Raw genomic sequence first — 25,059 nt, 5'->3', positions numbered from 1 at the left:
AGCCCGTACCGCCCGGGGGTCCCGGCCCCTCGAAGCCGGTGGCCTCCCCGGGCCCCGGCCCCTCAGCCTTCCGTGTCGTCCGGCCAGACCCCGATGTGGTCCTGCTCCAGTTCCAGGGCCACCCGGTGCTCCATGCCGAGCGTCCGGGTGTACTCCGCCGGGAGCTGGAGCCGGCCCGCGCGGTCGAGCATCGCGTACTCCCGGGCCACCAGGGACTCCTGGCCCTGGTCGTCGACCTCCGTGCGCCGCAGGACCTCCGAGGAGGTGCGGCCGTCGCGGATGGCGACCGTGCGGCGCACCTCGGAGGCGACCGCCTGGTCGTGGGTGACGATCACGATCGTCGTGCCCAGCTCCTCGTTCGCGCGGCGGAAGGCCGCGAAGACCTGCTCGCCGGTGGCCGAGTCCAGCTCGCCCGTCGGCTCGTCGGCGAGGAGCACGGCCGGGTCGTCGGCCAGGGCGACCGCGATGGCCACCCGCTGCTGCTGGCCGCCGGAGAGCTGGTGCGGCCGCCGGTCGCGGACCTCCGCGATGCCCAGCATCGCGAGCAGCTCCTCCGCCCGTTCCGCCTTCCGCCGCGCCTTCGACCGGCTCCGCAACTGCATGGGGAGCGCCACGTTCTGGGCGGCCGTCAGATACGGCAGGAGGTTGCGGGCGGTCTGCTGCCAGACGAAGCCGACGACCTCGCGCCGGTAGCGCAGCCGCGCCTTCCCGTCCATCGCCAGCAGGTCGCACCCCGCGACCCGGGCCGCGCCGGCGGTCGGCACGTCCAGGCCCGCCAGGATGTTCATCAGCGTCGACTTGCCGGAGCCCGACGCGCCGACCAGGGCCATCAGCTCGCCCTCCTTCACGAGGAGGTCGAGTCCCTGGAGCGCCTGCACCTCCACCCCGTCCGTGGTGAAGACGCGGACGAGCCGGTCGCAGGCGATGAGGGCGTCGTGCCCGTACGAGGGCCGGTCGCGCCGCGCCGTCGCCCGCCGCTCCAGCTCTTCGAGGGCCGCGGCACCCGCGCCCGCCGCGGCTCCCGTCCCCGCCCCGTCCCGGATCCCGGTCTCCGTCATCGTGCGTCTCCCGCCCTGAGTTCCTCGATCGAGCCTTCGCGCCCCGCCCACCAGGCCTGCCCGGCCGCCGCCGACGCCGTCAGGAGCACGACGGCGAGCGCGGGCACGAGCAGCGACCACGGGTCCGCCCGCAACGGCGCCCCGTCGATCCCGGCGAGTCCCGGGGCCGTCGCGAGCGCCAGCCGGAACAGGTCGACGCCCGGCGCGAGCAGCGGCACCGCCGCCCAGCCCACCAGCACACCGCCGAGCGCCGCGAGGACCGCCTGCGGCAGCGCCTCCAGACCGAGCAGCCGCCGCCCCTGCTTCCGGGTCAGACCCATCGTCCGCAGCCGGGCGAGCAGCGCGTTCCGCTCCGGCGCGCTCTGCGCGAGCGAGAGCAGCACGGCCACCACGGCGTAACCGGCGCCCGCGCCGATCGCGCCCAGGTAGATCCGCTCGGCGCCCGACTGGAGCGGCGAGTCCACGTAGCCGGTCCGCTCCTCGCTCCGCAGCGTCACCCGGAAGTCCTTCGCCCGCTCCCGTACGAGGTCCCGCAGCGCGGCCCCGTCCACCGGCCCCGTGACGAGCAGCGCGGTGGCCCCCCGGCGGGTGAGGTCGGCCCCGTTGACGAGGAGGAAGTCCTCGCCGGACAGGGCCGGAGTGGCCGACCGGACGCCCACCACCCTCACCCGGAACGTCCCGGCCGCCGCCACGACCTCCAGCGGTTCGCGGCCGAGCCGCTCGGCCACCGACGGCGAGGCGACCGCGGGCAGCACCCGGCCGGTGTCGGCCGTCGCGCCCTCCCCGCCCTTCCCCGTCGAGGCGAGCAGCTCCGCCGGGAACGCGCCGAAGCCGGTCCGCTCCGCCAGCCGGGTGTACGAGACGGGGTCGACGCCCACGAGCGGCGCGCTCATCGCCCCGGCGGAGGTGCCCTCGTGGGACGGCAGGGCCACCCCGTACTCGATCCGCACCGGCGCCAGGTCCCGCACCCCCGCCGTACCGCGCACGGCCCCGGCGAGGCCCGCGGGCAGCGGGGTCCACTCGGCCGAGCCGTCGATCCGGGCGTCCGCGCCGGTCGCCAGGAGCGCGGCCCGGTCGCGGGCGTCGGCGACACCGGCGAGGACGGAGCCGCCAAAGGCCGCCGTGGTCAGCGCGAGGACGAGGGCGAGCAGTGGGAGCAGGCCCGTCGAGGACGAGCGCCCGGCGCGGGCCAGGGCCAGCGGACCGACCGCCCCGCGCAGCCGGCGGGCCGGGCGGCCCAGCCACCGCAGCGGCAGCGGATAGACCCGTACGAGCACCACGGCGGCGATCAGGCCGACCAGGACGGGGGCGGCGCTCACCAGGTGGTCGCCGGAGTCGCCCGCGCCGCGCAGCCGCAGCGAGGCGACCGCACCCACGGCCAGGACGAGCAGGGTGAGTTCGAGGACCGTGCGGCGCCGGGAGGGGCGCGCGGTCACCAGGTCGTCGCGCCCGCCGTGCGGACGCGGGCGCCGGTGCCGCACGACCGCCCGCAGCGGAAGGACGAGCATCGCGACCAGGGCGACGGCGGAGGCGGCGAGGAGCGAGGGGCCGAGGGGGATCCCGCCGACCGCCCCGGACCCGTCGACCGCCCCGGACCCGTCGACCGCGCCGGACCCGTCGACCGCGCCGGTCCCGCCGCCCGGCGGGCGGACCGTCACGACCGCGAGGCCGAGGCCGAGCGCGGCGGCGGGCACGGCGACCGCCGAGGTCTCGCCGAGCAGCCGCAGGCCGATGCCGGTGAGGGAGGCGCCCCGGGAGCGCAGCAGCGCCAGCTCGGCGTCGCGGCGGGCGGCGGAGAGGCCGCCGGTCATGACGAGGACGACGGCGGCGACCGCGCCGATCCCGAAGACGGCGACGGCCACGACCGGGGCGATGGCGTCGCGCATCGAGCGGTACGAGCCGGTGATCTCGTCGAGACCGGTGGCGAAGGTGCCGTTGCCGCCCACGGCCTCGCGCATCCTGACCAGGTCGGGGCCGCCGGCGGCGGAGGAGAGGGCTGCGGAGAGCCGGTCGGTGTCCCGCCCGGTGAGGTGGCCGGCCGTCGGCGCGAACCGGAAGAAGACCTCCTTCTCACCGGCGGTGCCGTGCACCGAGGGCGCCGAGGCGGGGGAGAGGAGCAGGGCCGCCTGCCAGTAGTACTTCACCTCGTCGCCGACCACCGGGGTGAGCGCCGGTGCCCGCAGCAGCGGCTCCACCGCCCAGTACGCGTTCCCGGGGCCGCGCGGCTCCACGACGCCGGTGACCCTGACGGCGATCGGCTCACCGCCCTGACTCGGCATGTGCACGACCGAACCGGGCTTCAGGCGCAGGGACTCGGCCGTCCTCCGGGTGACCACCGCCTCCGGACGGAGGCCGCTGCCCGCGGCGAGCCGGCCCTGCCGGAGCGTCGCGTGACGGGCCAGGTCGGACGGGGAGGAGAGCACGAACTGCGGGGGGAGCCCGTCGGGACGGGGCAGCCAGGGGTCGAGCCCCTCGACCCGGCCGACCGTACGGACACCGTGGACGCTCTGCGCCGGGTCGGTCCCGATGGGGTCGGACAGCAGGGCCCGCAGCCGGTCGCTCCGCTTCCGGAGGGTCGCGGGGGCCAGGAGCTCCTCGTACTGGGACGGGCCGGCGACGGGCAGCGGCGAGGTCAGTTCGAGAACGCTCTCGCGGGGCGCGGCGGACGCGACGTCGTGCCGGAGGCCCTCCGTCTCGTACCGGTCGACGGCGCGCGGCAGCGCCGCCGCGAGGTAGGCGGTGACCAGGACGAGAAGCGCGAACGCGGCGGCGGCCCGGGGCGCGGTCCGCAACCGGGTCCGCACCCAGGGTGCGACGGCACGGGGGGCCTTGCCGGGCGGGGTTGTTCCGCCGTGCGTGGCGGGGGTGCGCTCGGGCTTGGAGGGTTGGTCGGGGTGGGAGGGCGTGCCTGGCTTGGACGGTTGGTCGGGCTGGGTGGATGCACCGGGCTCGGACGGCCGGTCGGTCCGGGCGGACGCGTCGGGCTCGGACGGCTGGTCGGGCCGGGAGGGCCGGGGCCGGGGCATGTCGGGGGCCTTCCTGCGTACGTCGGGCTTGTCGGTGCCGTCTCCGTCCGGGGCGACGCGCGCCCGGTCCGGGCGGGTGGCTCCGCCCGGGGGCGGGCCGGGAGACCCGCTCGTGTCCGGGGCCGGGGTTCCGGCCGGGGGCCGCTCGGGAGTCTTGTCCGCGTCGGGACCCGGTGCCTCTCCCGGGGCGGAGGTCCCGCCGGGGGCCCCGCCCGTGCCCGGGCTCCGGACCCCGGCCGTCGTCTCGTCCTCGTCGTGGGTCGGCATCAGCTCGCCCCTTGGTGGCGCAGGGTCACGACCGGGTCCGTGCGGCGCAGGGCGATCGTGGCGACGACGGCCAGGGGGAGGACGGCGACCCCGGCGACGAGCAGGGCGACCTGGCCGGGCGGGAGTTCCACCAGGACCGGTGGGACGGGGCGGGCGGCCCGGCCGGTGAGGACGACCAGCGGGACGACCGCCCGGGCCAGCACGGCGCCGAGTCCGATGCCGACGAGCAGACCGATGCCGATGAGCAGCCCCTGCTCGGCGGCGACCAGCCGGGCGAGGCGCCGCTGCGGCGTGCCGAGCGCCCGCAGGACCCCGAACTCGGCGGACCGCTCCCGCAGCGCGCCGGCCGAGCCGACCGCGAAGCCGACGGCGGCGAGCGCGGCGGCGGCCGCCGCCACCGCCATCAGGGCCGCGTTGGGGCCCGCGCCGAGCGGGTCGCCGAGGAGTTCGGCGGCCGTCTCGTCGCGTACGAGGACCTGGGTCGGGTCCGCGTCGGGGCGGGCCCGCAGGGCGGCGGCGACCTCGGCCGTCCTCCCGGGAGCGGTGGTCAGCCACCATTCGGTGGCCGGTACGCTCGCGGTGCCGTCGCCGGACCCGGCCAGGTAGCGGTTGACGGTGACCAGGTCGAGGAGGACCGCGCCGCCGTCCGCGGGGGCGGTGGCGGACGGGTCGGCGGAGGCCGTCGGGGCGGCCGGCCCGGTGGTCGGCAGCTCCTCCACCACCCGCTCGACGACGACGGGGACCCGCAGGCCGTCGACGGTGACCTCGACGGTGTCGCCGGGCCCGGCGCCGGTCGCCGCCATGAAGGCCCGGGTCGCCACGGCGGGCAGCCGCTCGGGCGGCTTCGGCGCGGGAGCCGCCATCCGCAGGGCGTACTCCTCCGGCGCCGCGTAGGGGTTGTCGGGGTGCGCGCCGTCGACCCCGAACGAGACGGCGTACGGAGCGGAGCCGTCCGTTCCGGCCGGGCCGGGGCCGCCGCCCGCCGTGCCGCTCCTCCGTCCCCCCTCGCCCTCGGTCTGCTCGACGCCGAACGACCAGCCGGTGAGGACCTTCGCGGGGGAGTGCGTCCGCGTGCCGCCGTCCGCCCCGGTGGTGGTGAGGCGTTCGACGCGGACGGTACGGAGGTGGTGCGGCTCCTCGGCGATCAGGCCGTCGAGCTCCAGGCCGGTGAGGGTGAGCAGGCCGCCGGAGCCGCGACCGCCGTCGGTGCCGGACGTTCCGGTGCCGGGCGCCCCCTCACCGGACGCTCCCTCATTGGATGCTCCGGTGAGTGCGTCGAGGTCGAGGGCCAGCCGGTGGACGCGGTCGTCGGAGGGCAGCGTGCCCAGGATCCGCCGGTACGGGACGCCGCTCGGGTCCTCCAGGACGGCCGTGACCCGGGAGGCCCCGCTGCCCGTCGGCGCGGCGGCCCGCAGGTCCACGGCGAGCGCGCGGGTCCCGGCGGGGAGCGCGAGCCCGGGGCGCGGGCCGGTCTCCGGGGCCAGCGGGGCGAGCAGCGACGGGGCCGTGGTGCCGGCGAGGTCGGGGCGCAGCAGCAGGCCGCCCGAGGCGTTGCGGGTGTCCATGGCGAGGACGGTGGCGCTCCGGCCGGACACGTCCGCGGTGGTGCGGTGCACAGGGGCCACGGCCGTGACGCCCGGCACGGCGCCCAGGCGCTCGGTCCGCGTGGGTTCGCCGGGTCCGGGGCTCAGGACCCGGACGTCCGCCCCGGCCCGGAAGTCGGCCTGGTCGCGCTGCGAACGCTCCCACGAGCCGCTCTGCGCGACGGCCAGCATCCCCATCGCCACGGCGAGGACGAGCAGGAGGACGGGACCCGCGCCCCGCAGCGGCCGGCGGCTGAACTGCCAGCCGGCGAGGGCGGCGGAGAGCCCGCGTCCGGCGGCCGCGCGCCGCTCGGCCAGCTTGGCGGCGGGCGGCAGCAGCCGCAGCGTCAGGACGGTCCCGGCGAGCAGGGCGAGGGCGGGCGCGGCGACGAGCACCGGGTCGATCGAGCCCCCGCCACCCCCGTACCCGCCGAGGACGCCGCCCGCGGCGGCGGGCCGCTGGAGCTGCCAGTACGCGACGGCGGCGACGGCGAGCAGTCCGAGGTCCGCCCCGGCCCGCACCGGACCGGGCAGCGAGGCCGAGCGGGCCTTGCGCAGCGGGACGGCCGCGCCGTCCCCGGCGGCGAGCGCGGGCGCCACGACGGCCGCCGCGCAGCACAGCGCCACCACGGCGGCGACCAGCCACACCCGGAGCGAGGGCGAGGTGTCGAGCCGCACCCCGAGGGAGGAGAGCGCGGACCGCTCGGCGAAGAGCCGGGTCAGCGGCCCGGACAGGAGCGGGGCCGCGAGCGCCGCCGGCAGGGCGAGCAGCAGCGCCTCGGCGGCGGCGAGCCCGGCGATCCGGCGCCGCGAACCGCCGCGCGCCCGCAGCAGGGCCGTCTCACCGGAGCGCTCGGTGCTGAGCAGCCGGGCGACGAGCAGCAGCGCGTACGCGGCGAGCAGCACCAGCTGCACGGCGACGATCAGCAGGGTGGAGCGGGAGACGAGCAGGGCCCGCCCGGTCCGGTCCAGGACGGCCGGCAGCGCGGTGGACACCGAGACCGTCGCGCCGAACGCCGCCCGGTTCTCGGTCAGGGCCTTCGGACCCTCGGTCGCGGCGGCGCGCAGGGCGTCCATCCGGTCCGTGGTGAGGCCGGTGAAGTCGGCGGTGCCGAGCCAGGAGGTGTCGCCGGGGCTCAGCGCCCCGGAGGCGAGGACGGCCGGATCGGCGAGCAGCGGCCCGTACGTCGTGAACGCGACCGTCCGCACGCCCCGGCCGCCCGCCGGGTCGAGCCGCCAGTACAGGTCGGCGGTGTCGACGGGCCGGTAGACGCCGGTGACCCGGGCCTTCACGCGCCGTTCGGTGAGCCGGTCGGTGAGGTCGAGCACGGTACCGGGGCCGGCCCTCAGGCGCCGGGCAGCCTCCTCGGGCAGCGCCGTCTCGACCGTGCCGCCGGTCCGGGCGGCCGAGGGCCAGGCGCCCCGGACGAGGGAGAGCCGCGAGCGGTCGAGCGCGGCGAAGTGGGTGAGGTCGGGGTCGCCCTCGCGGGCACCGGCCGGCCGGAGGCTTTGGGGCAGGGCGTACGCCCCCGAGCTCTCGAGCCGCCGCACGGTCACCGGCAGCCCGTCGAAGGACGTCCGCATCCCGTCGCGCACGGCGGCGTCGGCGCCCGCCCGCTTCCCCGGGGGCACCTGGCCTTCGGCGAGGAGCGAGGCGTCGGCCGCGGACCGGCCGCGCAGGTCCGCCTGGAGCGCGGCGTCCCCGATCGCGCCGGAGAAGGCGGCGAGGGTGGCGAGGACGGAGGTGGTCAGGAGCACGGCGAGCAGCGCGGCGGCGAGCAGCAGCCGGTGCGCCCCGACACGCAGGAATACGAACCCCGTCACCCGTCCCCCTGGCCGCCCTGATCACGGTGCGCGTGTCGAACGCTTTCCGAACGACCCCGAAACTCCTTGCGGATGCTTTCAGAGTGCACGCACGGGTGGAAACCGCTTGCGGGCGGACCTTGACCCGATCGTGACCGTTATCCGGTGTCCGGGCTCCGGAATGCGTCCTTCCAGGAGGGAGGGGGTCAGCCCGCCGTGTTCACCATCGAGGCGGCGGCGTAGGTGAAGTACCGCCACAGCTCCGCCTCGTACTCGGGCGCGAGGCCGAGCTCGTCCAGGGCGGTCCGCATGTGGCGGAGCCAGGCGTCGTGGGCGGCCCGGTCGACGGCGAACGGGGCGTGGCGCATCCGCAGGCGGGGGTGGCCCCGGCGGTCGCTGTAGGTGCGGGGCCCGCCCCAGTACTGGATCAGGAAGAGGGCGAAGCGCTCCTCGGCGGGGCCGAGGTCCTCCTCGGGATACATCGGGCGCAGCAGCGGGTCCTCCGCGACGCCCTCGTAGAAGCGGTGGACGAGACGGCGGAACGTCTCCTCGCCGCCGACCTGCTCGTAGAAGGTCCGCTCCTGTGCCGTGTCCCCGGGAATCTCGCTCACCGCTCCATCGTCTCAGATGCCCCGACCGAGGACCGGAGGTCCAGGCCTCCGGCCCCCGGCCCCTTCACGGATCAGCCCAGGCGGATCGTGATCGTGGTCCAGGCGCCGACGTGCACCCGGTCGCCGTCCTGGAGCTGGACGGGGACGTAGGGCTGGATCGGCTCCTCGCCGCCGTTGATCGTGGTGCCGTTGGTGGAGTTCTGGTCCACCACCGCCCACGAGCCGTCCGGCTGCTGCACCAGGACCGCGTGCTGGTGCGAGACGCCCGGATCCTCCGGAGGCACCGACAGGTCGATGTCGGGGGACTCGCCGGTGGAGTGCCGGCGACGGCCGATGGAGACCTGGTTGCCCCGCAGCGACAGGTGCTTGTCCGGGGAGTACGCGGGCAGGTTCAGGCCAGTGGCCTCCGGGCCGCTGCGCTGCATCATCGCCATGAAGTACTCGCGGTCGGGACCGACGACCGCACTCCAGCTCCGGGGCGCCTGCGGCTGCGGCGGCTGGAACTGCTGCGGCGGCCCCTGGTGCTGCGGCGGAGGCGGCGGGGGCGCCTGGTGCTGCTGCGGGGGCGGGCCCTGGTGCGGAGGTGCCTGCGGCGGGGGCCCCTGGTGCTGCGGGGGCGCCTGCGGCGGCTGGTGCTGCGACGGCGGCGGCAGGAGCCAGTCGTCGTCCGCGCGCGGCTGCGGCGGCGCGGGCGGCGGCGGGGCCTGGGCGGGCGCCTGGAGGTACGGGGGCGGTGCCTGCTGCGGGGACGGCTGCTGCTGCTCCTGCGGGCGCTGCTGCGGCGGGGCCTGGTGATGGGTGGGTTCGGCGCCGAGCGGCTCCGCCGGCCGGTTCACCTGCGAGGGCCGCGAGCCCTGGTACCCGAACGGGTCCGGCTGCTGCGGGGCCCCCGGCGGTGAAGTCCGGAAGCCCGGCGGCAGGTTCAGACCGGGCGGCGGGCCGGGCTGCCGGGGCGGGAGGTTGGACGGGGCCACCGGCGTGTACGAGGTCGCCGTGTTCGTGAGGAAGTTCCAGCGGCACTCCTCGCAGAAGGGCGCCATGTGCTCGCGCGGCGTACGGCACTGCGGGCACAGCTCCGCCTGGGCCGTGGCGTTCGGATCACCACCGGACCCGAAGCCACCGGGACCGTTCGGACCGCCGGGGCCACCGGGACCGCCGTACGCGCCGGGACCGTTCGAGCCACCGGGACCGCCGGGCGCACCGGGGCCGCCCGGACCGCCGTACGGCCCCGGGCCGCCGGGGGCACCCGGACCGTTCGAGCCACCGGGGCCACCGGGCGCACCGGGGCCGCCCGGACCGCCGTACGGCCCCGGGCCGCCAGAAGCACCCGGACCGTTCGAGCCACCAGGGGCACCAGGCCCCCCATGGGCACCCGGACCACCGGGCGCGCCCGACGGAGGGCCCGCCGGAGGCTGACCGGGGCCGCCCGGTCCACCCGGGCCGCCCGGTCCACCGGGGCCGGGATATCCGTACGCGGGCGGCGGCGGCGGGGGAGGCGGCGGTACGGCACCCGTCGGCGCGCCCGCCCCGGCCATGCGATGGCCGCAGACCTCGCACCAGTCGTCGGAGACCGACTGGTGTCCGTTCGGGCAGGTCGGCATGTCGGTGCTTCCCCCTCTCGTCGTCCGGCCCGGTGGCCGGGCTACCTCTTGACGCGAACGGTCTTCGTGGAGCGGGTCTCGAGTGTCATCTCGTCCGCTTCGGCGACCTTCGCCTTCAAACGCACAGTACCCGCCACCGCGTCGACCACGTCGACCACCTTCGAAAGCAGTTTCGCCGTATCCGCGTTGCCGGAGACCGCCGCGAGCTGCACGGCACGCCCCAGTTTGGCCGTCGCGCCGTCGTGATCGCCCGATTTGCGGGCGTCGAGCCCCTGCTGGATGGCGTCCGCCAGCTCGGCCTGGCCCGTGTAGTGCGCCACCTGCGGGTTGATCGACGTCGACATCGCCAGGTCGTCCGTCCACACCGCCCGCACCAGCCCCTGGGACAGCGGGCGGGCGTCGCCGCCGCCCGGGTCCGGGGCGATCAGGGAGACCCGGGCGGCGAGCATCTCCTGGCCGACCGCGGCCCGGGGCACCCGCACGCTCACGTGGTAGTCGCGGGACTCGTCGCCCCAGGAGCCCGTCGGGTAGTCCCCGGCGCGCGGCCCGGCCCCGGTGCGCCGCCCGGTGAGGTCCTCGACCGTGGGCGCCACCTGCTTCACGAACGCGATCTCGACCCCGACCGGGGTCCACAGGCGCAGCGCGACGTCCGCCACGCCCTTGCCCATCGCCTGCTCCATCATCGCCGTGAAGTCGGCGGCCAGGCCGGCCGGGTCGGCGACGATGTCGGCGGTGCCGAGGAGCGCCGAGGCGATCCCGGTGACCTCCTTGACCTCCCAGTCGGTGCCGACGCCGCGCGCGTCGCAGGTGAACCGGCCCGCGCAGGCGTCGAGCGCGGCCCGCAGCGCCTCCGGGGACTCGTGCTCGTTGCGGCCGTCGGTGAGCAGGATGCCGTGCCGGATGGCGAGGCCGGCGGAGGACAGCAGCCGGTCCGCGAGGCGCAGCCAGGTGCCGATCGCCGTGCCGCCGCCCGCGGAGAGCCGGCGCAGTGCCTCCTTGGCCTCGGCCCGGGTGCGGGCGTCGGCGACGGCGAGCCGTCCGTTCCCCGGGTAGACCTCCTTCGCCACGTGCGTGCCGGCGACGACGGCGAAGGAGGTGCCGTCGCGCAGGGTGTCGACGGCGGCGGCGGTCGCCTCCCGCGCTCCGCGCATCTTGGTGGCCGGGTAGTCCATCGAACCGGAGCAGTCGACCATGATCACGACACCGGCCGAGCCGTGGGCGCCCCCGCCCCCGGCCGCGCCGAGGGTCCCGCCGCCGGTCGAGGTGACCGTGACGATCGCGCTGACGTCCCGGCCGCCCTCCGGCAGGAACTCGTTCTGGTACACGTCCACCGAGAACCGGGGCACGGTCGGCTTGGAGAAGTTCGCCATCTGTTCGGCTCCTCGGACAACGGCGGTGGGTGACGGGGACGGGACCGGCGACCGCTCAGGCGGATCCTGCCCCGTGCGGAGGGACGGCGAACGGGACGAGCGCGACCGTGATGTTGTCGTGGCCCCCGCCGTCCAGGGCGTGCCCGACCAGGACCCGGGCGCTGTGCAGCGGGCGGTCCGCCGCGTCGGGCGGGACGACCCGGGCCATGTCCTCTGGGCCCTCCGCGTAGTTCCACAGGCCGTCCGTGCAGACCACCACCACGCCGGAGCGGTCCGGCTTGAACGCGACCGTGTGCGGGTCCAGTTCGTACGCGTCGGCGCCGAGCCACCCGGTGATCGCGTGGGCGCGCTCGTCCGCGTACGCCTCGGCCTCGCTCATCAGACCCGCCGAGACCATCTGGGCGGCCCACGAGTCGTCCTCGGTGAGCCGGGCGGCCGGGGCGGCGCGGTCGTCCGGCACCCAGTAGGCGCGGCTGTCGCCCACCCAGCCCACGACGAGCAGGCCGTCCGCGACGACGGAGCCGACGATGGTGCACGCGGGCGCGTTGCGGTGGGGGTCGCCGTCCCCGACCGCCTCCGCGAGGGAGTTGACGGCCTCGGAGGCGGCGACGATCGCCTCGTGCATGGCCTGCTGCGGGTGCGTGCCCCGGGGCAGCGCGGCGAGCAGCACCGCGCCGGCCGCCTCCGCGGCGGCGGTGGACGCCTCGTCGGGGCGGGTCGCCGAGGAGACGCCGTCGCACACCACGGCGAGGGTGGCGGGGGAGCCGTCGGGCAGGGTGGTCGCGGAGACGGCGAACGCGTCCTCGTTGCGGTGGTGGCGCAGCCCCCGGTCGCTGACGGCGGCCACGCCGCCCAGCTCCCGCTCCATGTGGTCGCGCTCGCGGGGCTGCGCGTGCCCGCAGTTCTCGCAGTACCCGTCGGTGTCCACCCGCCCGGCCCGGCAGGCCACGCAGAGCCCGGCGGGCGCCGCTTCCGGGACCCGGGCCGGAGCCGGTGCGGGGGCCGGCACAGGGCCGTCGGCCCGTACGGCGGTACGGGGGTCGGGCGCGGCCAGCCGGAAGTCCCCGGCGGGGGCGGGAGCCACCGGGCCGTCCGTACGGACCCCCTCCGCCGGCAGGTCGTGGCCGCCCGAGTCGGTGCCCGGCAGGTCGCCGGGGTGCTGGGTCACGGTCGAGAGCGCACCGGGCTCGCGGGGCGGGGCGTCCGGCCAGTTCACCGGGGTGCCGATCGCCACGGTCGGGCGGTCGGGGCCGGTCTCGGCGGCCGGCGCGGCCGACAGGTCGTAGCCGCACGCACCGCAGAACCGGTCGCCCGACTCCAGCGGCTCCGCGCAGCCCGGGCACGCGACGAGTCCGTGCGACGGCTTCGGCTTCTGGGACATCCTCACACCCACGTCCGGGGGCGGAAACGGTTGGCACGCTCCACCAGTTCGATCCTTTCCCCGCCCTGCTGGGCGAGCCGGGCCAGCACCCGGTACGCGCGTTCCAGGCCGAAGCGCAGTCCGCGCTCGTCCAGTCCGCTCCCGAGCAACAGCGCGCCACCGCCCGGCGCCGCACCGGGACTCCCGGAGAGTACCCAGTCGAGGGCCGTTCCGAGGACCTCCGTCGCCAACCGCTCCCGGCGCACCGCGTCCAGACCGAAGCCCTGGAGCGCCGACACCTGCGCCGCGGCCGCCGTCAGGTCGGCGCCGAGCGGCTGGGAGGGAAGGCGCCGCCGCAGCCGCGCCCGTACGGCCGCGACCCGGGCCGCCGTGTAGTGGATCGACGCCTCGGGCACGGACTCCAGGGTCCGTACGGCTCCGGCGCGGTCGCCCGTCGCGAGCCGCACCCGGGCGAGACCGAAGGCCGCGCTGACGAAACCGGGGTCGGTCGTCCACACCAGGCGGTAGTACTCGGCGGCGTTGTCCAGCTGACCGAGGACCTCGGCGCAGATCCCCAGGGCCAGCTTCGGCGCCGGCTCGCCCGGGAAGGCGTCGTACACCGCGTCGAAGGCGAGCGCCGCGTGCTCGTGGTCCCCGGTCACCAGCGAGGTGACGCCCCGGTACCAGACGACCCGCCAGTCGTCCGGGTCCCGCTCCTCGAGACCGGCGAGGGTCCGGGCGGCGGCCGGCAGGTCCCGCAGCTCCAACCGGGCCCGCAGGGTGCGGAGCCGCAGCTCGACCGAGGGCGCGGGCGCGGCCTGGAGCGCGCCGAGCAGCTCGCCCGGCGCGGCGGCGGCCAGACCGGCGAGGAAACCGGCGTTGGGGTCGCCCGGGGCTACGTGCGGCACGGGCAGCGCGAGCGCGGTGGCGGGCGTGTCGAGCGGCGCGAGCAGCCCCCCGAGCCCCGCCCCCGGCGGAACCGCGGCACCGGCACCGGATCTCGGCGGAACCGCGGCACCGGCACCGGCACCGGCGGCCGTCCCCGGCCCCGGTCGCGCCTTCCGGCCGCCCCGGGCCCGCCGCGCCCCCAGCAGCGACACGTCCTCCGCGAGTTCGGCGAACAGCTCCGTGTCCGTGACCCGCACCTCCGTGCCGAACAGGGTCGACAGCGCCGGCCGAGGCCGCCCCGACTGGAGCGCCACCACCTCCCGCAGGACGCCCGTCAGCTGCTCGGCCATCTCCTGCGCGGAGGCGAACCGGCGCGCCGGGTCCGGGTCGGTGGCGCGGACCAGGAAGCGGTAGAACGACTCGTACGTCCGGAAGACCGCGATGTTCTCCGGGTCGGGCAGCGAGTCCGCGAAGACGTTCGTGTAGCCCTGGAAGTCGAAGGTCATCACGGCGAGCGTGCGCGCCACCGTGTACAGGTCGCTCGCCACCGAGGGACCGACCTCGGCCACCTCCGGCGCCTGGTAGCCGACCGTGCCGTAGATCGCCGACTCGTCGTCGTCCATCCGCCGGACCGCGCCCATGTCGATGAGCTTCAGCTGGTCCTCGGTCTGTATGGCGTTGTCGACCTTGAAGTCGCAGTACAGCAGGTTCCGGCTGTGCAGGTGCCCGAGCGCCTCGAGCGCCTCGATCCCGTACGCGCAGGCCTGCTCCACCGGCAGCGGGTCGCGCCGGCCGTCGGGCGTCCGCCGCCCGTTGGCGATCTCCTTGAGCGACTTGCCGCCGACGTACTCCATGACGATGTAGCCGTCGAGGGAGCCGGTCCGCTGGTCGAGGTGCTCGACGAAGTTATAGATCCGGACGATGTTGGAGTGCTCGATCTCGGCGAGGAAGCGGCGCTCGGAGATCGCCGCCGCCATGGCGTCCTGGTCGCCGGTGTCGAGCAGGCCCTTGAGGACGACCCAGCGGTCCGAGACGGCCCGGTCGACGGCGAGGTACACCCAGCCCAGACCGCCGTGCGCGAGACAGCCCGCCACCTCGTACTGGCCGTGGACGATGTCCCCGGCGCGCAGCTTCGGCACGAAGGAGTACGGGTGCCCGCAGCTGGTGCAGAAGCCCTCCGTGCGGCCCGGCCGGTCGCCCCGCGCGCGGCCCACCGGGGCCCCGCAGTCGGAGCGGGAGCAGAACCGCTTCCGCTCGGGGACCTCGGGGTTCTCCATCACCGCGGCCCGCGGGTCGGGGCGCGGCACCTCCGGGATCGCGACCAGGCCCGCGCCGAGCCGGTTCCGGGCGGACTGCCCGGTCGACGAGCCCGAGCTGCGCACCGACACCGAGCGGCCCGTGGACCGCCCGGAGAGCGAGCGCGACAGGCGCCCCGAGACCGACCGGCGCGAGGACGAGGAGCGGGAGGAGGCGCGCGAGGACGCCCGCGAACCGCTCCGCGAGGAACCGGAGTCCGCCCCGCCCGTCCCCGTGCGGGAGGACCGGCCGGGCACGGCCACCCCGGTCGGCGCCGACCCGATCGCCCCGCCGGGCGCGACGACCGGCGCGAGCCCGCAGGTGTCGCAGTACAGCTCGCCGCCCCCCATGTCCTCGTACGAGCCCTCGCACGAGGGACGCTGGCAGCTCCCCACGCCCGTCTCCCCGCTCACCACTGCCGTCCTCCCGAGCCTTCCGCGTTCCCCGAGCCTTCCGCGCCCTCCGCGTTCCCCGGGCCCTCCGCGTCCCCGGGGCCGGACAGCACCTCCGCCGCCGCCCGCTGGTAGCGCAGCACCGCCTCCTCCGCGACCCGCAGGTCGCAGGGCGCGCTCCACAGCATCCGCCGGGCCGTGTCGTACCGCTCGATCAGGAGCGGGTCCTCCGCCGCGCCGAGCCGCGCCACCTTCGCCTTGTACGCGTCGAGCCGGCCGCGCAGCTCCGCCCGGACCGCGAGCGGCGCGGTGACCGCCGTCAACGACTCGCGGGCCCGCAGCAGTTCGTCCTCCGCCTCCCGCTCCAGGGAGTCCAGGAGCGGGGAGAGCCGGTGCCACTGGGCGTGCCTGCGGTACTCGGCGGCGGCCACGAGCCGCTCCTGGAGCGCCGTCGGCGGCCCGCTGACGGCCGGCACCTCGGAGGCGGCGATCTTCGCGAGGACCTCGCCGCGCGCGGCCCGCGCCTCGGCGAGCGTCCGGTCCGCCCGCGACAGCACGTTCCGCAGCCGGAGCAGACGCTCCTCGGAGTCCTGCCGGACCGCGAGGACGGCCTCGATCTCGCGCCGCACGTCCTCCAGGGCCAGGGCGGCCCGGTCGTACCGCCCGGTGTCGGGCCGGCCCCCGCCGGGCGCCGAACTCCCCGCCGCCGGACGCCAGAACGCCAGCGGGTCCGTGACCACCTGGGAGCGCAGCAGGCCCAGCTCGGCCGTGATCTCCTCCAGCTCGTCCCCGGCCGGGTGCTCGCCCGGCCGCACGCCCACCGAGTGCGCGAGGGACCGCGTCCGGCCCAGCTCGGCGGCGAGCAGGTCTATCCGGGCGGGCAGCGCCGACCAGACCGCGTCGGCGGTGACGACCAGGTCGAGCGAGGAGGCGTACAGCTCGTTCATCCGCCGCACCAGGCCCTCCAGGGTGAAGCGCTCGGACAGCAGCGCCTCCTCGCCCGCGCCGCCCGGGACGAGGACGCTCTCGCCGCGCAGCCGGTCGGTCAGCTCCACCAGCTCCTCCCGGCCGGGCCAGCGTCGCCGCGCCCGCACCTCACGGGCCTCCCGCAGGGCGTCGGTGTACACGTCGAAGCAGGTCCAGAGCAGGGTGATGGTCCGCTCGGCCGCCGCCCAGCGCTCCCGCGTCGTGCCGGTCAGCCCGGCCCCTTCGAGGAGCCTGCGGCCCGCGTGGTCCTGGAGCGCGAGGAGCGAGTCCTCGACCGCCTTGTGCTCGGCGCCGAGCCGCGCCAGCGCACGGTCCACCTCGTCCCGGTCCATCACCGGCCCAGGGGGTCCCGTGACGCCCATCGGTCACCTCTTCCGCCATGTGTACAAGGACTCTTGATGTGCAGGGGCCGCACGCGGCGGCTACTTGTACAGGGGAGCGGGCGGCCCGGATATCCCGGGCAGGTCCTTCTCCAGCCACTGTCTGTACGCCGCCTGCCAGGGGCCCTGCCGGTACCCCACCAGGACGTGGTTGACCCGGCGGACCAGGTCGTCGTTGCCCAGCTTGGCCGCCACTCCGTAGTACTCCTTCGTGAACGGCTTCCCCTTCAGCTCGACCGCCGGGTCCTGGGCGGCCTGGCCGGCCGCGAGGGCGTTGTCGGTGACGACGGCGTCCACCTCGCCCAGCTGGAGCCGGGCCAGGCAGTCCAGCTGGTTGGGGACGGTCAGCAGGTCCCTGTCGTCCTTGGTGCCGTCGCCCTCGTCCTCGAAGACGGCGCCGAAGGAGTTCTCCTCCAGGGCCTCGTAGGCCGTGGAGCCCTCGGCGCTGCACACCCGCTTGCCGCGCAGCGAGGCGTCGTAGCCGGTGATGTCGGAGCGCTTGGGCGCCAGGACCTGCTGTCCGGCCTGGAAGTAGGCGGTGGAGAAGGCGACCTGCTCGATCCGCCTGCAGTTGATCGTCATGGTGCGCACGACGAGGTCGACCTTGCCGCTGTCCAGGGCGGCGATCCGCTGGTTGGTGGGGATCGCGCGGAAGATCACGGCGTTCTCGTCGCCGAGGACGCCCCGGGCGACGGCCCGGGCGAGGGCGATGTCGAACCCTTCCAGGACGCCCTTCTCCGGGTTCCGGTAGCCCCAGCGGTAGCTGGACTGGTCGACGCCGACGATCAGCTTCCCGCGCTCCTTGATCGCGCGGATCGCCGGGCCGTCCTGCGTGGAGGGCGTGAGGGAGGCCTCCGGGTTCCGGCAGGCGTCCGCCCTGACCTGCACACCGACACCGACGCCGCCCGCGCCGGATCCGGCCGGCCGGTCCGTCCCGGGCGCCGCCGCCGCGCCGCCCTCCTCCCGGACCAGCGGGAGCAGGGTGAGCGAGGCGGTGAGCCCGCAGGCGACGCCCATGGCCGCCACTCCGCCCCAGCCGCGCAGCCGCCGCGCCGCCCGCCGCACCAGCGGCTCCGTGCCCTCGGACATCCCTCCCCCTCTCACCGGTACTCCGACAGTCTGCGGTTGACGCCGAGCACGGCGCCCGCCGCCCCCAGGATCCCGAGGGCCGCCGCGCCCAGGGGCAGCGCCGTCAGGGCGCCCCGGGCGTCCCCGGCGGAGCGGGTGAACTCGGCCTGCTCGTGCGCCAGGGCCCGCTCCAGGGCCGCGTCGACCTGGTCGAAGGACTGCCCGGTGGACCCCTCGGCGCCGACGATCCGGGCAAGGGCCCCCTCGTAGTCGCCGGCGTCGTCCTCGGCCCGCGCCTCCTTGTGGCGCTGCCGCCACTCGCCCGCGCGGGCGGCGGACTCCTCGACGGGGGCCCGGCCTGCGTCGTCGTCGGCGAGCCTCCGCGCCGAGTCGAGCGCCTCCGTCAGGGCGCCCATGCCCGCCGTGTAGTCGGCCTCGTACTTGTCGCCCTTGCCGTCCTCGGTGAGGACGGCGCCCCGGGCGACCACGGTCAGGTTCTCGTTGGCGCGGGCGGTGAGCGAGCTGATCCGGGCCGTGTTGAGGACCTGGAGGGACTCCTGCCCGTGCGCCCGCGCGTTGTCCAGCTCGGTCCGGGCGACGGTGTGCGCGGCGAGCAGCCAGAGCAGGACGACGCCCGTGGCGGCGGTGGCGGCGAGCAGCCCGTGGTTGAAGACCCGGTTGGTGCGGGCGTAGGTGCGGCGCTGGGCCCAGCCGAGGGCGGCGAGGGCGACCAGGCCGAGCGCGAGCGAGGCGTAGGGCCGGGTACGGGCCGCGTCGTCGTCCCGGTGGAGCCGCTCCGTCTCCGCCGCGTACAGGCGCTCGGCGGAGGGCAGCAGGACGGTGGTCATCTGCTGGTTGGCGTACCGCAGATAGGCGCCGCCCAGCGGCAGGCCCTGCCGGTTGGCGGCCCGGGCGCGCTCCACGAGGCCCGTGTAGCGCGGGAGCTGCTCGCCCAGGACGGTGATCTCGCGGGCCGACTCCGGTGAACCGTCCGTGTTCGCCGCGGCCTTGACGAGGAGCCGGGAGGCGGTGGCGACGTCCTTCGCGTACCGCTCGCGCGACGCGGCCGGCTCCAGGGTGCCGGCGAGGAACCCGCCGGCGGCGGTGGTGTCGGCGTCGGCGAGGGACCGGTAGAGGGCGGCGGCGTCGGCGCTCAGCGGCTGGCTGCGCCCCACGACGTCGTCGGCGGCGGAGGCCCGGCCGGTGACCTCCAGGGCGGTGACGGCTCCGAACGCGACGACGAGCAGCGCCAGTACGGCCCCGAGGATCTGGAGCCGGCCGGGCTCGGTCGTCGCGGCCGTCCGCAGCCGCTCCCGTCCCACGGCCCAGGCCCCGCGCCCCGCGGGCGGAGCGGCGGGCGGCGTCGGCGCCGATCGCGCCGGCGACGGCTGCGCGGGCACGCCGACCGGCCGCGCGGGCGCCCGGCCCGTGCTCCGCGCCGCCGGCTCGGCCGGCGGGTTCGGCTGCTGTGTCACTTGACCTCCCCCTCGGTCGCTGACAGGGCGGTCCGTCCCGGAGCGCCGGCGGACCGGCCCCGGTGGAGGACCACCCGGCGAGCAGTATGGCCGCACGGGCCCTTCCGCACACCGGGATTGACTGGATCTTGTTCCTGCCGGTCCCCATCGTGCCCCATGCCCCCCACGTGTCCGCGGGAGGACCCCCTCACCTTGAATACGTCCCCGCTCCGGAATCGGTTCCGGACCGGCCGTCGCCCGAACAGGTGAACATGCGTACGGGGCGCCCCCGCCGGCCCGGCGAGGACGCCCCGCACCCGGATCCCTCACGCCCCGGAGCGCCCCCATGGCCCCCTCACGCCCCGGAGCGCACCCATGACCCGCTCACACCCCGTAGTGCTCCCGCAGCCGCGCCGCCGCCGACGGGGCCGCCGCCGTCTCGTCCAGGGCGAGGAGTCCCGCCCCGAGGACCGGCGGCGCCGTCACGAAGCCGACCGCCGCCCTCGGCGCCCGCACCGCCAGGAGCGCGCGGACGCGTTCCTCCAGCTGCGGGTGGCGCGCGGCCAGCACGCTGCCGCCGAGCAGCACCGGCGCCGGCTCGTCGAGCAGCCCGAGCCGCCCGAGCGCCACCGACGCCATGACCACGACCTCCTCGGCGAGCCGGTGCACGAGCGACAGGGCGACCGGGTCGCCCGCCGCGCTCACCCGGAAGAGCACGGGGGTCAGTTCGTGCCGTCGCTCCATCGGCACCCGGCCCAGGTGGAGCGCCTCGACCAGCGCGTACATCGTCTCCAGGCCGAAGTGCGCGGGCAGCGCCCGCGACAGCCCCGTCGGCTCGCCGCGCCCGTCCTCGCCGCGCGCCGCGCACCACAGGGCCTCGTCGGCCATGCCGCCGCCCCCGCCCCAGTCCCCGGACAGCTTCCCGATCGCGGGGAAGCGGGCGGTCCGCCCGTCCGGGGTCATCCCGACGCAGTTGATCCCGGCCCCGCACACCACCGCCACGCCCCGGGGCTCGTCGACCCCGGCCCGCAGGATGGCGAAGGTGTCGTTGTGCACCCGCACGGACCGGCTCCAGCCCCGGGAGAGCACCTCGTCCCGGAGCGCGGTCTCCTCCACGGGCAGGTCGGCGTTGGCGAGGCAGGCGGTGACGTGCGCGAACCCCGCCGGCACCCCGGCGTCGGCGCACGCCCGCGCCACGATCTCCGCGAGCCCGTCCACCGCCGCCGCCACCCCCACCAGCGGGGGCTGGAACCCGCCGCCGCGGGCCGCCCCGAGGACGTCGCCGTCCCCGGTGAGGACCACGACGTCGGTCTTGCTGTTCCCCGCGTCGACCGCGAGGAGCGTCCCCGCGTCCGCCCCGGGGAGGGGTCCGTTCACGCCCACGCGAGGTGCTCCCGGTTGTGCGCGATCAGCCGGTCCGTGAGGCCGTCGGCGTACGCGTACTGCCCGATCAGCGGGTGCGCGAGCAGCGCCTTGAAGACCCGGTCCCGGCCGCCGCGCAGCGCCGCCTCCAGGGCCAGGTCCTCGTAGGCCGTCACGTTCGCGACCAGACCGGCGTACAGCGGGTCCACCGGCGCGACCGGCAGCGGCGCCGCGCCCTCCGGTCCCACCGCCGCCTGCGTCTCGATCACGGCGTCGTCCGGCAGGAACGGCAGCGTGCCGTTGTTGTACGTGTTCACCACCTGGTGCGGCGAACCGCCTCCGCCCAGGAGCGCCGCCGCCAGGTCCACGGCCGCCTCCGAGTAGAAGGCGCCGCCGCGCCTGGCGAGCAGGGCCGGCTTCTCGTCGAGCGCCGGGTCCCCGTACATCTCCAGGAGCTCCTTCTCCATCGCGGCGACCTCGGCGGCCCGCGAGGGCTTGGTCTCCAGCTCCCGCACCACCTCGTCGTGCGCGTAGAAGTAGCGCAGGTAGTACGAGGGGACGACGCCGAGCCGGTCCAGGACCGGGCGCGGCAGCCGCAGGTCGGCGGCGACCGCGTCGCCGTGCTCGGCGAGCAGCCGGGGCAGCACGTCCTCGCCGTCGGGGCCCCCGATCCGTACCGCCCGCTCCCACGTCAGGTGGTTGAGCCCGACGTGGTCCAGGTGCACGTCCGACGGGGTCACGTCCAGGAGCGCGGCGAACTTGCGCTGGAAGCCGATGGCCACGTTGCACAGGCCGACGGCCTTGTGCCCGGCCCGGAGCAGGGCCCGCGTCACGATGCCGACGGGGTTGGTGAAGTCGATGATCCAGGCGTCCGGGTTGGCGCGCCGCACCCGCTCGGCGATGTCCAGGACCACCGGGACCGTGCGCAGCGCCTTGGCGAGGCCGCCGGCGCCGGTGGTCTCCTGGCCGACGCAGCCGCACTCCAGCGGCCAGGTCTCGTCCTTCTCGCGGGCGGCCTGCCCGCCGACCCGCAGCTGGAGCAGGACGGCGTCGGCGCCCTCGACCCCGGCGTCCAGGTCGGAGGTGGTGGTGATCCGCCCGTCGTGCCCCTGCCTGGCGAAGATCCGCCGGGCGAGGCCGCCGACCAGGTCGAGCCGGTCGGCGGCCGGGTCGACGAGGACGAGTTCGGTGACGGGCAGGGTGTCGCGCAGCCGCGCGAACCCGTCGATCAGTTCGGGGGTGTAGGTGGAACCGCCCCCCACGACAGTGAGCTTCATGTGTGGTTCAGCCCTTCACTCCGGTCAGTGTGACTCCCTCGACGAACGCCTTCTGGGCGAAGAAGAAGACGAGGATCACGGGGGCCATGACCAGGACGGTCGCGGCCATGGTCAGGTTCCAGTCGGTGTGGTGCGCGCCCTTGAAGGACTCCAGGCCGTAGCTCAGGGTCCAGGCGCCGGGGTTCTCGGAGGCGTAGATCTGCGGCCCGAAGTAGTCGTTCCAGCAGAAGAAGAACTGGAAGAGGGCCACGGCGGCGATCCCCGGCCTGGCCATCGGGACCACGACCCTGAGCAGGGTGCGCAGTTCGCCGCACCCGTCGATCCGCGCCGCCTCCACGTACTCGTCGGGGATCGTGAGGAGGAACTGGCGCAGCAGGAAGACGGCGAAGGCGTCCCCGAACGCCATCGGGACGATCAGCGGCCACAGGGTGCCGGAGAGGTCCATCTGCTTCGCCCAGAACAGGTACATGGGGATGATCACGACCTGCGGCGGCAGCATCATCGTCGCGATGACGAGCAGCATCGACAGGTGGCGGCCCCGGAAGCGGAACTTGGCGAGCGCGTACGCGACGGGGACCGAGGACACCACGACGAGGACGGTGCCGAGCCCGGCGTACAGCAGGGAGTTGCGCCACCAGGTGAGGAAGCCCTCGGTCTCGAATACCCGGACGTAGTTGTCCCAGTGCCAGGAGTCCGGCGTCAGGTCCCGGGTGAGCGCCTGCTGGTCGCTCATCAGGGAGGTCAGGAACACGAAGACGAAGGGCAGGACGAAGAACAGGGCGGCGGCGACGCCGAGCGCGTGCACGGCGATCCAGTGCAGCAGCGCCTTGCGCCGGGCCCGCTTCCTCGCGGGGGTCGGGGCGGTGGCCGTGAGGGTCATGGTTCAGTCACCCGAGCCGATCAGGCCGCCGCGCCGGCGCATCAGGAGCGCGGTGAAGGCCATGGAGAAGACGAAGAGCACCAGGGCCACCACGCAGGAGGCGCCGTAGTTGAACTGGCTGAAGCCGAGGCTGTGGACGAGCTGCGGCAGGGTGAGCGTGGAGTCGTCCGGGTAGCCGGGGACGAAGGTGACGCCGGAGCCGCCCATCACGCCCGAGGCGACCTTGGAGGCCACGATCGGCTGCGTGTAGTACTGCATCGCGCCGATGATCCCGGTGACCACCGCGAAGAGGACGATCGGCGCGATGTTGGGCAGCGTGATGTGGCGGAACCGCTGCCGGGGGGAGGCGCCGTCCAGTTCGGCTGCCTCGTACTGCTCCTTCGGCACGTCGAGCAGCGCGGCCATGAAGATGACCATGAGGTCGCCGACGCCCCACACGGCGAGGACCGTGAGGGCCGGCTTGGACCAGGACGCGTCGTTGAACCAGGAGGGGGCGGGCAGGCCGACCGCCTCCAGGAGCGCGTTGACCGGCCCCGTACCGGGGTTGAGCAGGAAGACGAAGGCGAGCGTGGCGGCCACCGGCGGGGCCAGGTACGGCAGGTAGAAGAGGGTCCGGAAGATTCCGGTGCCCGTCTTGATCTTCGTGATCAGCAGGCCGACGCCGAGGCCGAAGACGACCCGGCAGGCGACCATGACGACGCAGAGCCAGAGGGTGTTGCGCAGGGCCGGCCAGAACTGCGGGAAGTCGCCGAAGACGTACGACCAGTTGTCGAGGCCCCGCCACTCGGGCGGGTTGAGGCCGTCGTACCGCATGAAGGAGAAGTAGACGGTGGAGACGAGCGGATAGACGAAGAAGACGCCGCATCCGATCAGCCAGGGCGACAGGAACGCCAGGGTGCGCAGCGCGTCGCGGCGGCGCTTCGACCGCAGCGTGTTCCGTCCCCCGGGGGAGGAGGGGGCGGCCGGGGCGGCCGTCTCCTTCGCGGGCAGGGTGTCGGTGCTCATGGGCGGTGTCCGGCCGTCACTTCGCCGCGGCGATGTCGCGGTCGATCTGGGCGGCGGTGTCGGCGAGCCCCTTCCTCAGGTCGGTGACCAGGCCCTTCTCGTACCGCTGGGAGAACTTCTGGAGGGTGTCCTGGTAGGCGGAGCCGTTGACGGCGCCGTCCGAGGTGGTGGAGGCGGGGTGCCGGGCGATGTCCAGGAAGGTCTTGAAGCGGGGATCGAACTTCAGCTTCGGGGACTTCAGTGCCTCCAGGGTGGAGGGCACGTTGCCGATGTCCTGGGCGAAGGCCACCACGGTGTCGGTGTCCGTGGTCATGAACCTCACCAGCTCCCAGGCCGCGTTCTGCTTCCGGCTCTGCGGCGCGATGCCCATGATCGTGCCGGAGAGGTAGCCCTTGCCGTACTCGGCCACCTCGTCGTCCGCGACGGGCAGCGGCGCGACGCCGATGTCGAAGCCGGCCTCGTGCTTCAGGGCGAACTTCAGCCGCCACTCGCCGTCCAGCTGCATGGCGACCCGGCCGGTGTGGAAGGGGTGCTCGGCGCCCCACTCGTCGCCGAAGGTGGTCCGGTACCTGTCGAGCCTCTCGAACCCGCCGAGCGCGTCCACCAGGGACTTCTGGTACGTCATCATCTCGGCGAACGCCGGGTCCTTCGCGACCGCCGACTTCCCGTCCGCGTCGAAGTACCCGCCGTGCTTCCACTGCGCCATGTAGTGCGAGACGACCGTCTCGTAGCCCAGGTAGGTCGGCATGAAGCCGAGCCGCTCGTACGAGTCGCCCTTGGGCTTCGTCAGTTTCTTCGCGACCTCGGTGAACTCGGACCAGGTCTTCGGCGGGGCCTCGGGGTCGAGGCCGGCCTGCCGGAAGGCGTCCTTGTCGTAGTAGAGCCCGTACGCGTCGGAGAGCAGGGGCAGGCTGCACCGCCGGCCCTCGAACTGCGTGTAGTCCTGGAGGACCTTCGGGAAGGTGCTGTCCAGGTCCAGCTTCGACTTCTCGATGAAGGGCTTCAGGTCCACGAGCGCGCCCGAGGCGCAGAACTTGCCGACGTTGGACGTGGTGAACGAGGAGACGACGTCCGGCCCGTTCGAGCCGCCCGCGCGCAGGGCCTGGCCGAGCTTGTCGTCGTTGATGCCGCCGACGAGCTTCACCTCGATGTTCGGGTGGGCCTTCTCGAAGCGGGCGACGTTGGCCTCGATCGCCCTGACCTCGGCGGGGTCCGACCAGCCGTGCCAGAAGGTGATCGTCGTCCGCGCCTCGGGGTCGTCGGTGGCCGCGTTGTCCGCGGAGCCGGTACAGGCGGAGGCGAGGAGGGCGAGCGCGGCGGCGGCGAGCGCGGCGGCTCTGCGCGGGCGTACGGGCATGACGGTTCTCCCTGGGGCGGGGCGGAGGGGACGC

General features: G+C 75.6%; 16 protein-coding genes. All 16 read right to left on the bottom strand.

Annotation, left to right across the window (positions count from 1 at the left end):
• Positions 1-62 precede the first annotated feature (62 nt).
• On the bottom strand, positions 63-1,058 hold the full coding sequence (locus tag ACFY7E_RS07240; RefSeq protein WP_389481697.1) for an ABC transporter ATP-binding protein: 996 nt from the start codon (positions 1,056-1,058) through the stop codon (positions 63-65).
• On the bottom strand, positions 1,055-4,351 hold the full coding sequence (locus tag ACFY7E_RS07235; RefSeq protein WP_389481695.1) for an FtsX-like permease family protein: 3,297 nt from the start codon (positions 4,349-4,351) through the stop codon (positions 1,055-1,057). The genes ACFY7E_RS07240 and ACFY7E_RS07235 overlap by 4 nt, the downstream gene beginning before the upstream one ends.
• Entirely contained in the window at positions 4,351-7,758 is a 3,408-nt protein-coding gene (locus ACFY7E_RS07230; protein WP_389481693.1) for an FtsX-like permease family protein, read from the bottom strand. The genes ACFY7E_RS07235 and ACFY7E_RS07230 overlap by 1 nt, the downstream gene beginning before the upstream one ends.
• A 185-nt stretch (positions 7,759-7,943) precedes the next feature.
• Complete coding sequence (locus ACFY7E_RS07225; protein ID WP_389481691.1) at positions 7,944-8,348, bottom strand: globin; 405 nt, start codon at positions 8,346-8,348, stop codon at positions 7,944-7,946.
• Between the two features lie 71 nt (positions 8,349-8,419).
• Positions 8,420-9,949 (bottom strand): FHA domain-containing protein, encoded by a 1,530-nt coding sequence (locus ACFY7E_RS07220; protein ID WP_389481689.1) that lies wholly within the window; start codon positions 9,947-9,949, stop codon positions 8,420-8,422.
• 41 nt (positions 9,950-9,990) lie between these two features.
• Complete coding sequence (locus tag ACFY7E_RS07215) at positions 9,991-11,319, bottom strand: VWA domain-containing protein (protein ID WP_389481686.1); 1,329 nt, start codon at positions 11,317-11,319, stop codon at positions 9,991-9,993.
• A 55-nt stretch (positions 11,320-11,374) separates the two neighbouring features.
• Positions 11,375-12,700 (bottom strand): PP2C family serine/threonine-protein phosphatase, encoded by a 1,326-nt coding sequence (locus ACFY7E_RS07210; protein ID WP_389481683.1) that lies wholly within the window; start codon positions 12,698-12,700, stop codon positions 11,375-11,377.
• A gap of 2 nt (positions 12,701-12,702) precedes the next feature.
• A complete protein-coding gene (locus ACFY7E_RS07205; RefSeq protein WP_389482215.1) occupies positions 12,703-15,213 on the bottom strand; it encodes a tetratricopeptide repeat protein in 2,511 nt (836 codons plus the stop codon).
• 59 nt (positions 15,214-15,272) lie between these two features.
• A complete protein-coding gene (locus ACFY7E_RS07200) occupies positions 15,273-16,604 on the bottom strand; it encodes a hypothetical protein (protein WP_389481681.1) in 1,332 nt (443 codons plus the stop codon).
• A 60-nt stretch (positions 16,605-16,664) separates the two neighbouring features.
• Complete coding sequence (locus ACFY7E_RS07195) at positions 16,665-17,711, bottom strand: glutamate ABC transporter substrate-binding protein (RefSeq protein ID WP_389481679.1); 1,047 nt, start codon at positions 17,709-17,711, stop codon at positions 16,665-16,667.
• Positions 17,712-17,722: 11 nt separating this feature from the next.
• On the bottom strand, positions 17,723-19,165 hold the full coding sequence (locus tag ACFY7E_RS07190) for a hypothetical protein (RefSeq protein ID WP_389481676.1): 1,443 nt from the start codon (positions 19,163-19,165) through the stop codon (positions 17,723-17,725).
• Positions 19,166-19,528: 363 nt separating this feature from the next.
• A complete protein-coding gene (locus ACFY7E_RS07185) occupies positions 19,529-20,527 on the bottom strand; it encodes an N-acetylglucosamine kinase (protein WP_389481674.1) in 999 nt (332 codons plus the stop codon).
• On the bottom strand, positions 20,518-21,783 hold the full coding sequence (locus ACFY7E_RS07180) for a 6-phospho-beta-glucosidase (protein WP_389481672.1): 1,266 nt from the start codon (positions 21,781-21,783) through the stop codon (positions 20,518-20,520). The genes ACFY7E_RS07185 and ACFY7E_RS07180 overlap by 10 nt, the downstream gene beginning before the upstream one ends.
• Positions 21,784-21,790: 7 nt before the next feature.
• Positions 21,791-22,663 (bottom strand): carbohydrate ABC transporter permease, encoded by an 873-nt coding sequence (locus tag ACFY7E_RS07175; RefSeq protein ID WP_389481670.1) that lies wholly within the window; start codon positions 22,661-22,663, stop codon positions 21,791-21,793.
• 3 nt (positions 22,664-22,666) lie between these two features.
• A complete protein-coding gene (locus ACFY7E_RS07170; protein ID WP_389481668.1) occupies positions 22,667-23,668 on the bottom strand; it encodes a carbohydrate ABC transporter permease in 1,002 nt (333 codons plus the stop codon).
• A gap of 16 nt (positions 23,669-23,684) precedes the next feature.
• The gene (locus ACFY7E_RS07165) at positions 23,685-25,025 is read right to left on the bottom strand and encodes an ABC transporter substrate-binding protein (protein ID WP_389481666.1); all 1,341 of its coding nucleotides are present in this window, start codon (positions 25,023-25,025) and stop codon (positions 23,685-23,687) included.
• Positions 25,026-25,059 lie beyond the last annotated feature (34 nt).

The sequence above is a fragment of the Streptomyces sp. NPDC012825 genome (assembly GCF_042900925.1).
GTDB lineage: Bacteria > Actinomycetota > Actinomycetes > Streptomycetales > Streptomycetaceae > Streptomyces.
The sequence above is the reverse complement of the archived record's forward strand: the minus strand, read 5'-3'. Positions and strand labels throughout refer to the sequence as shown.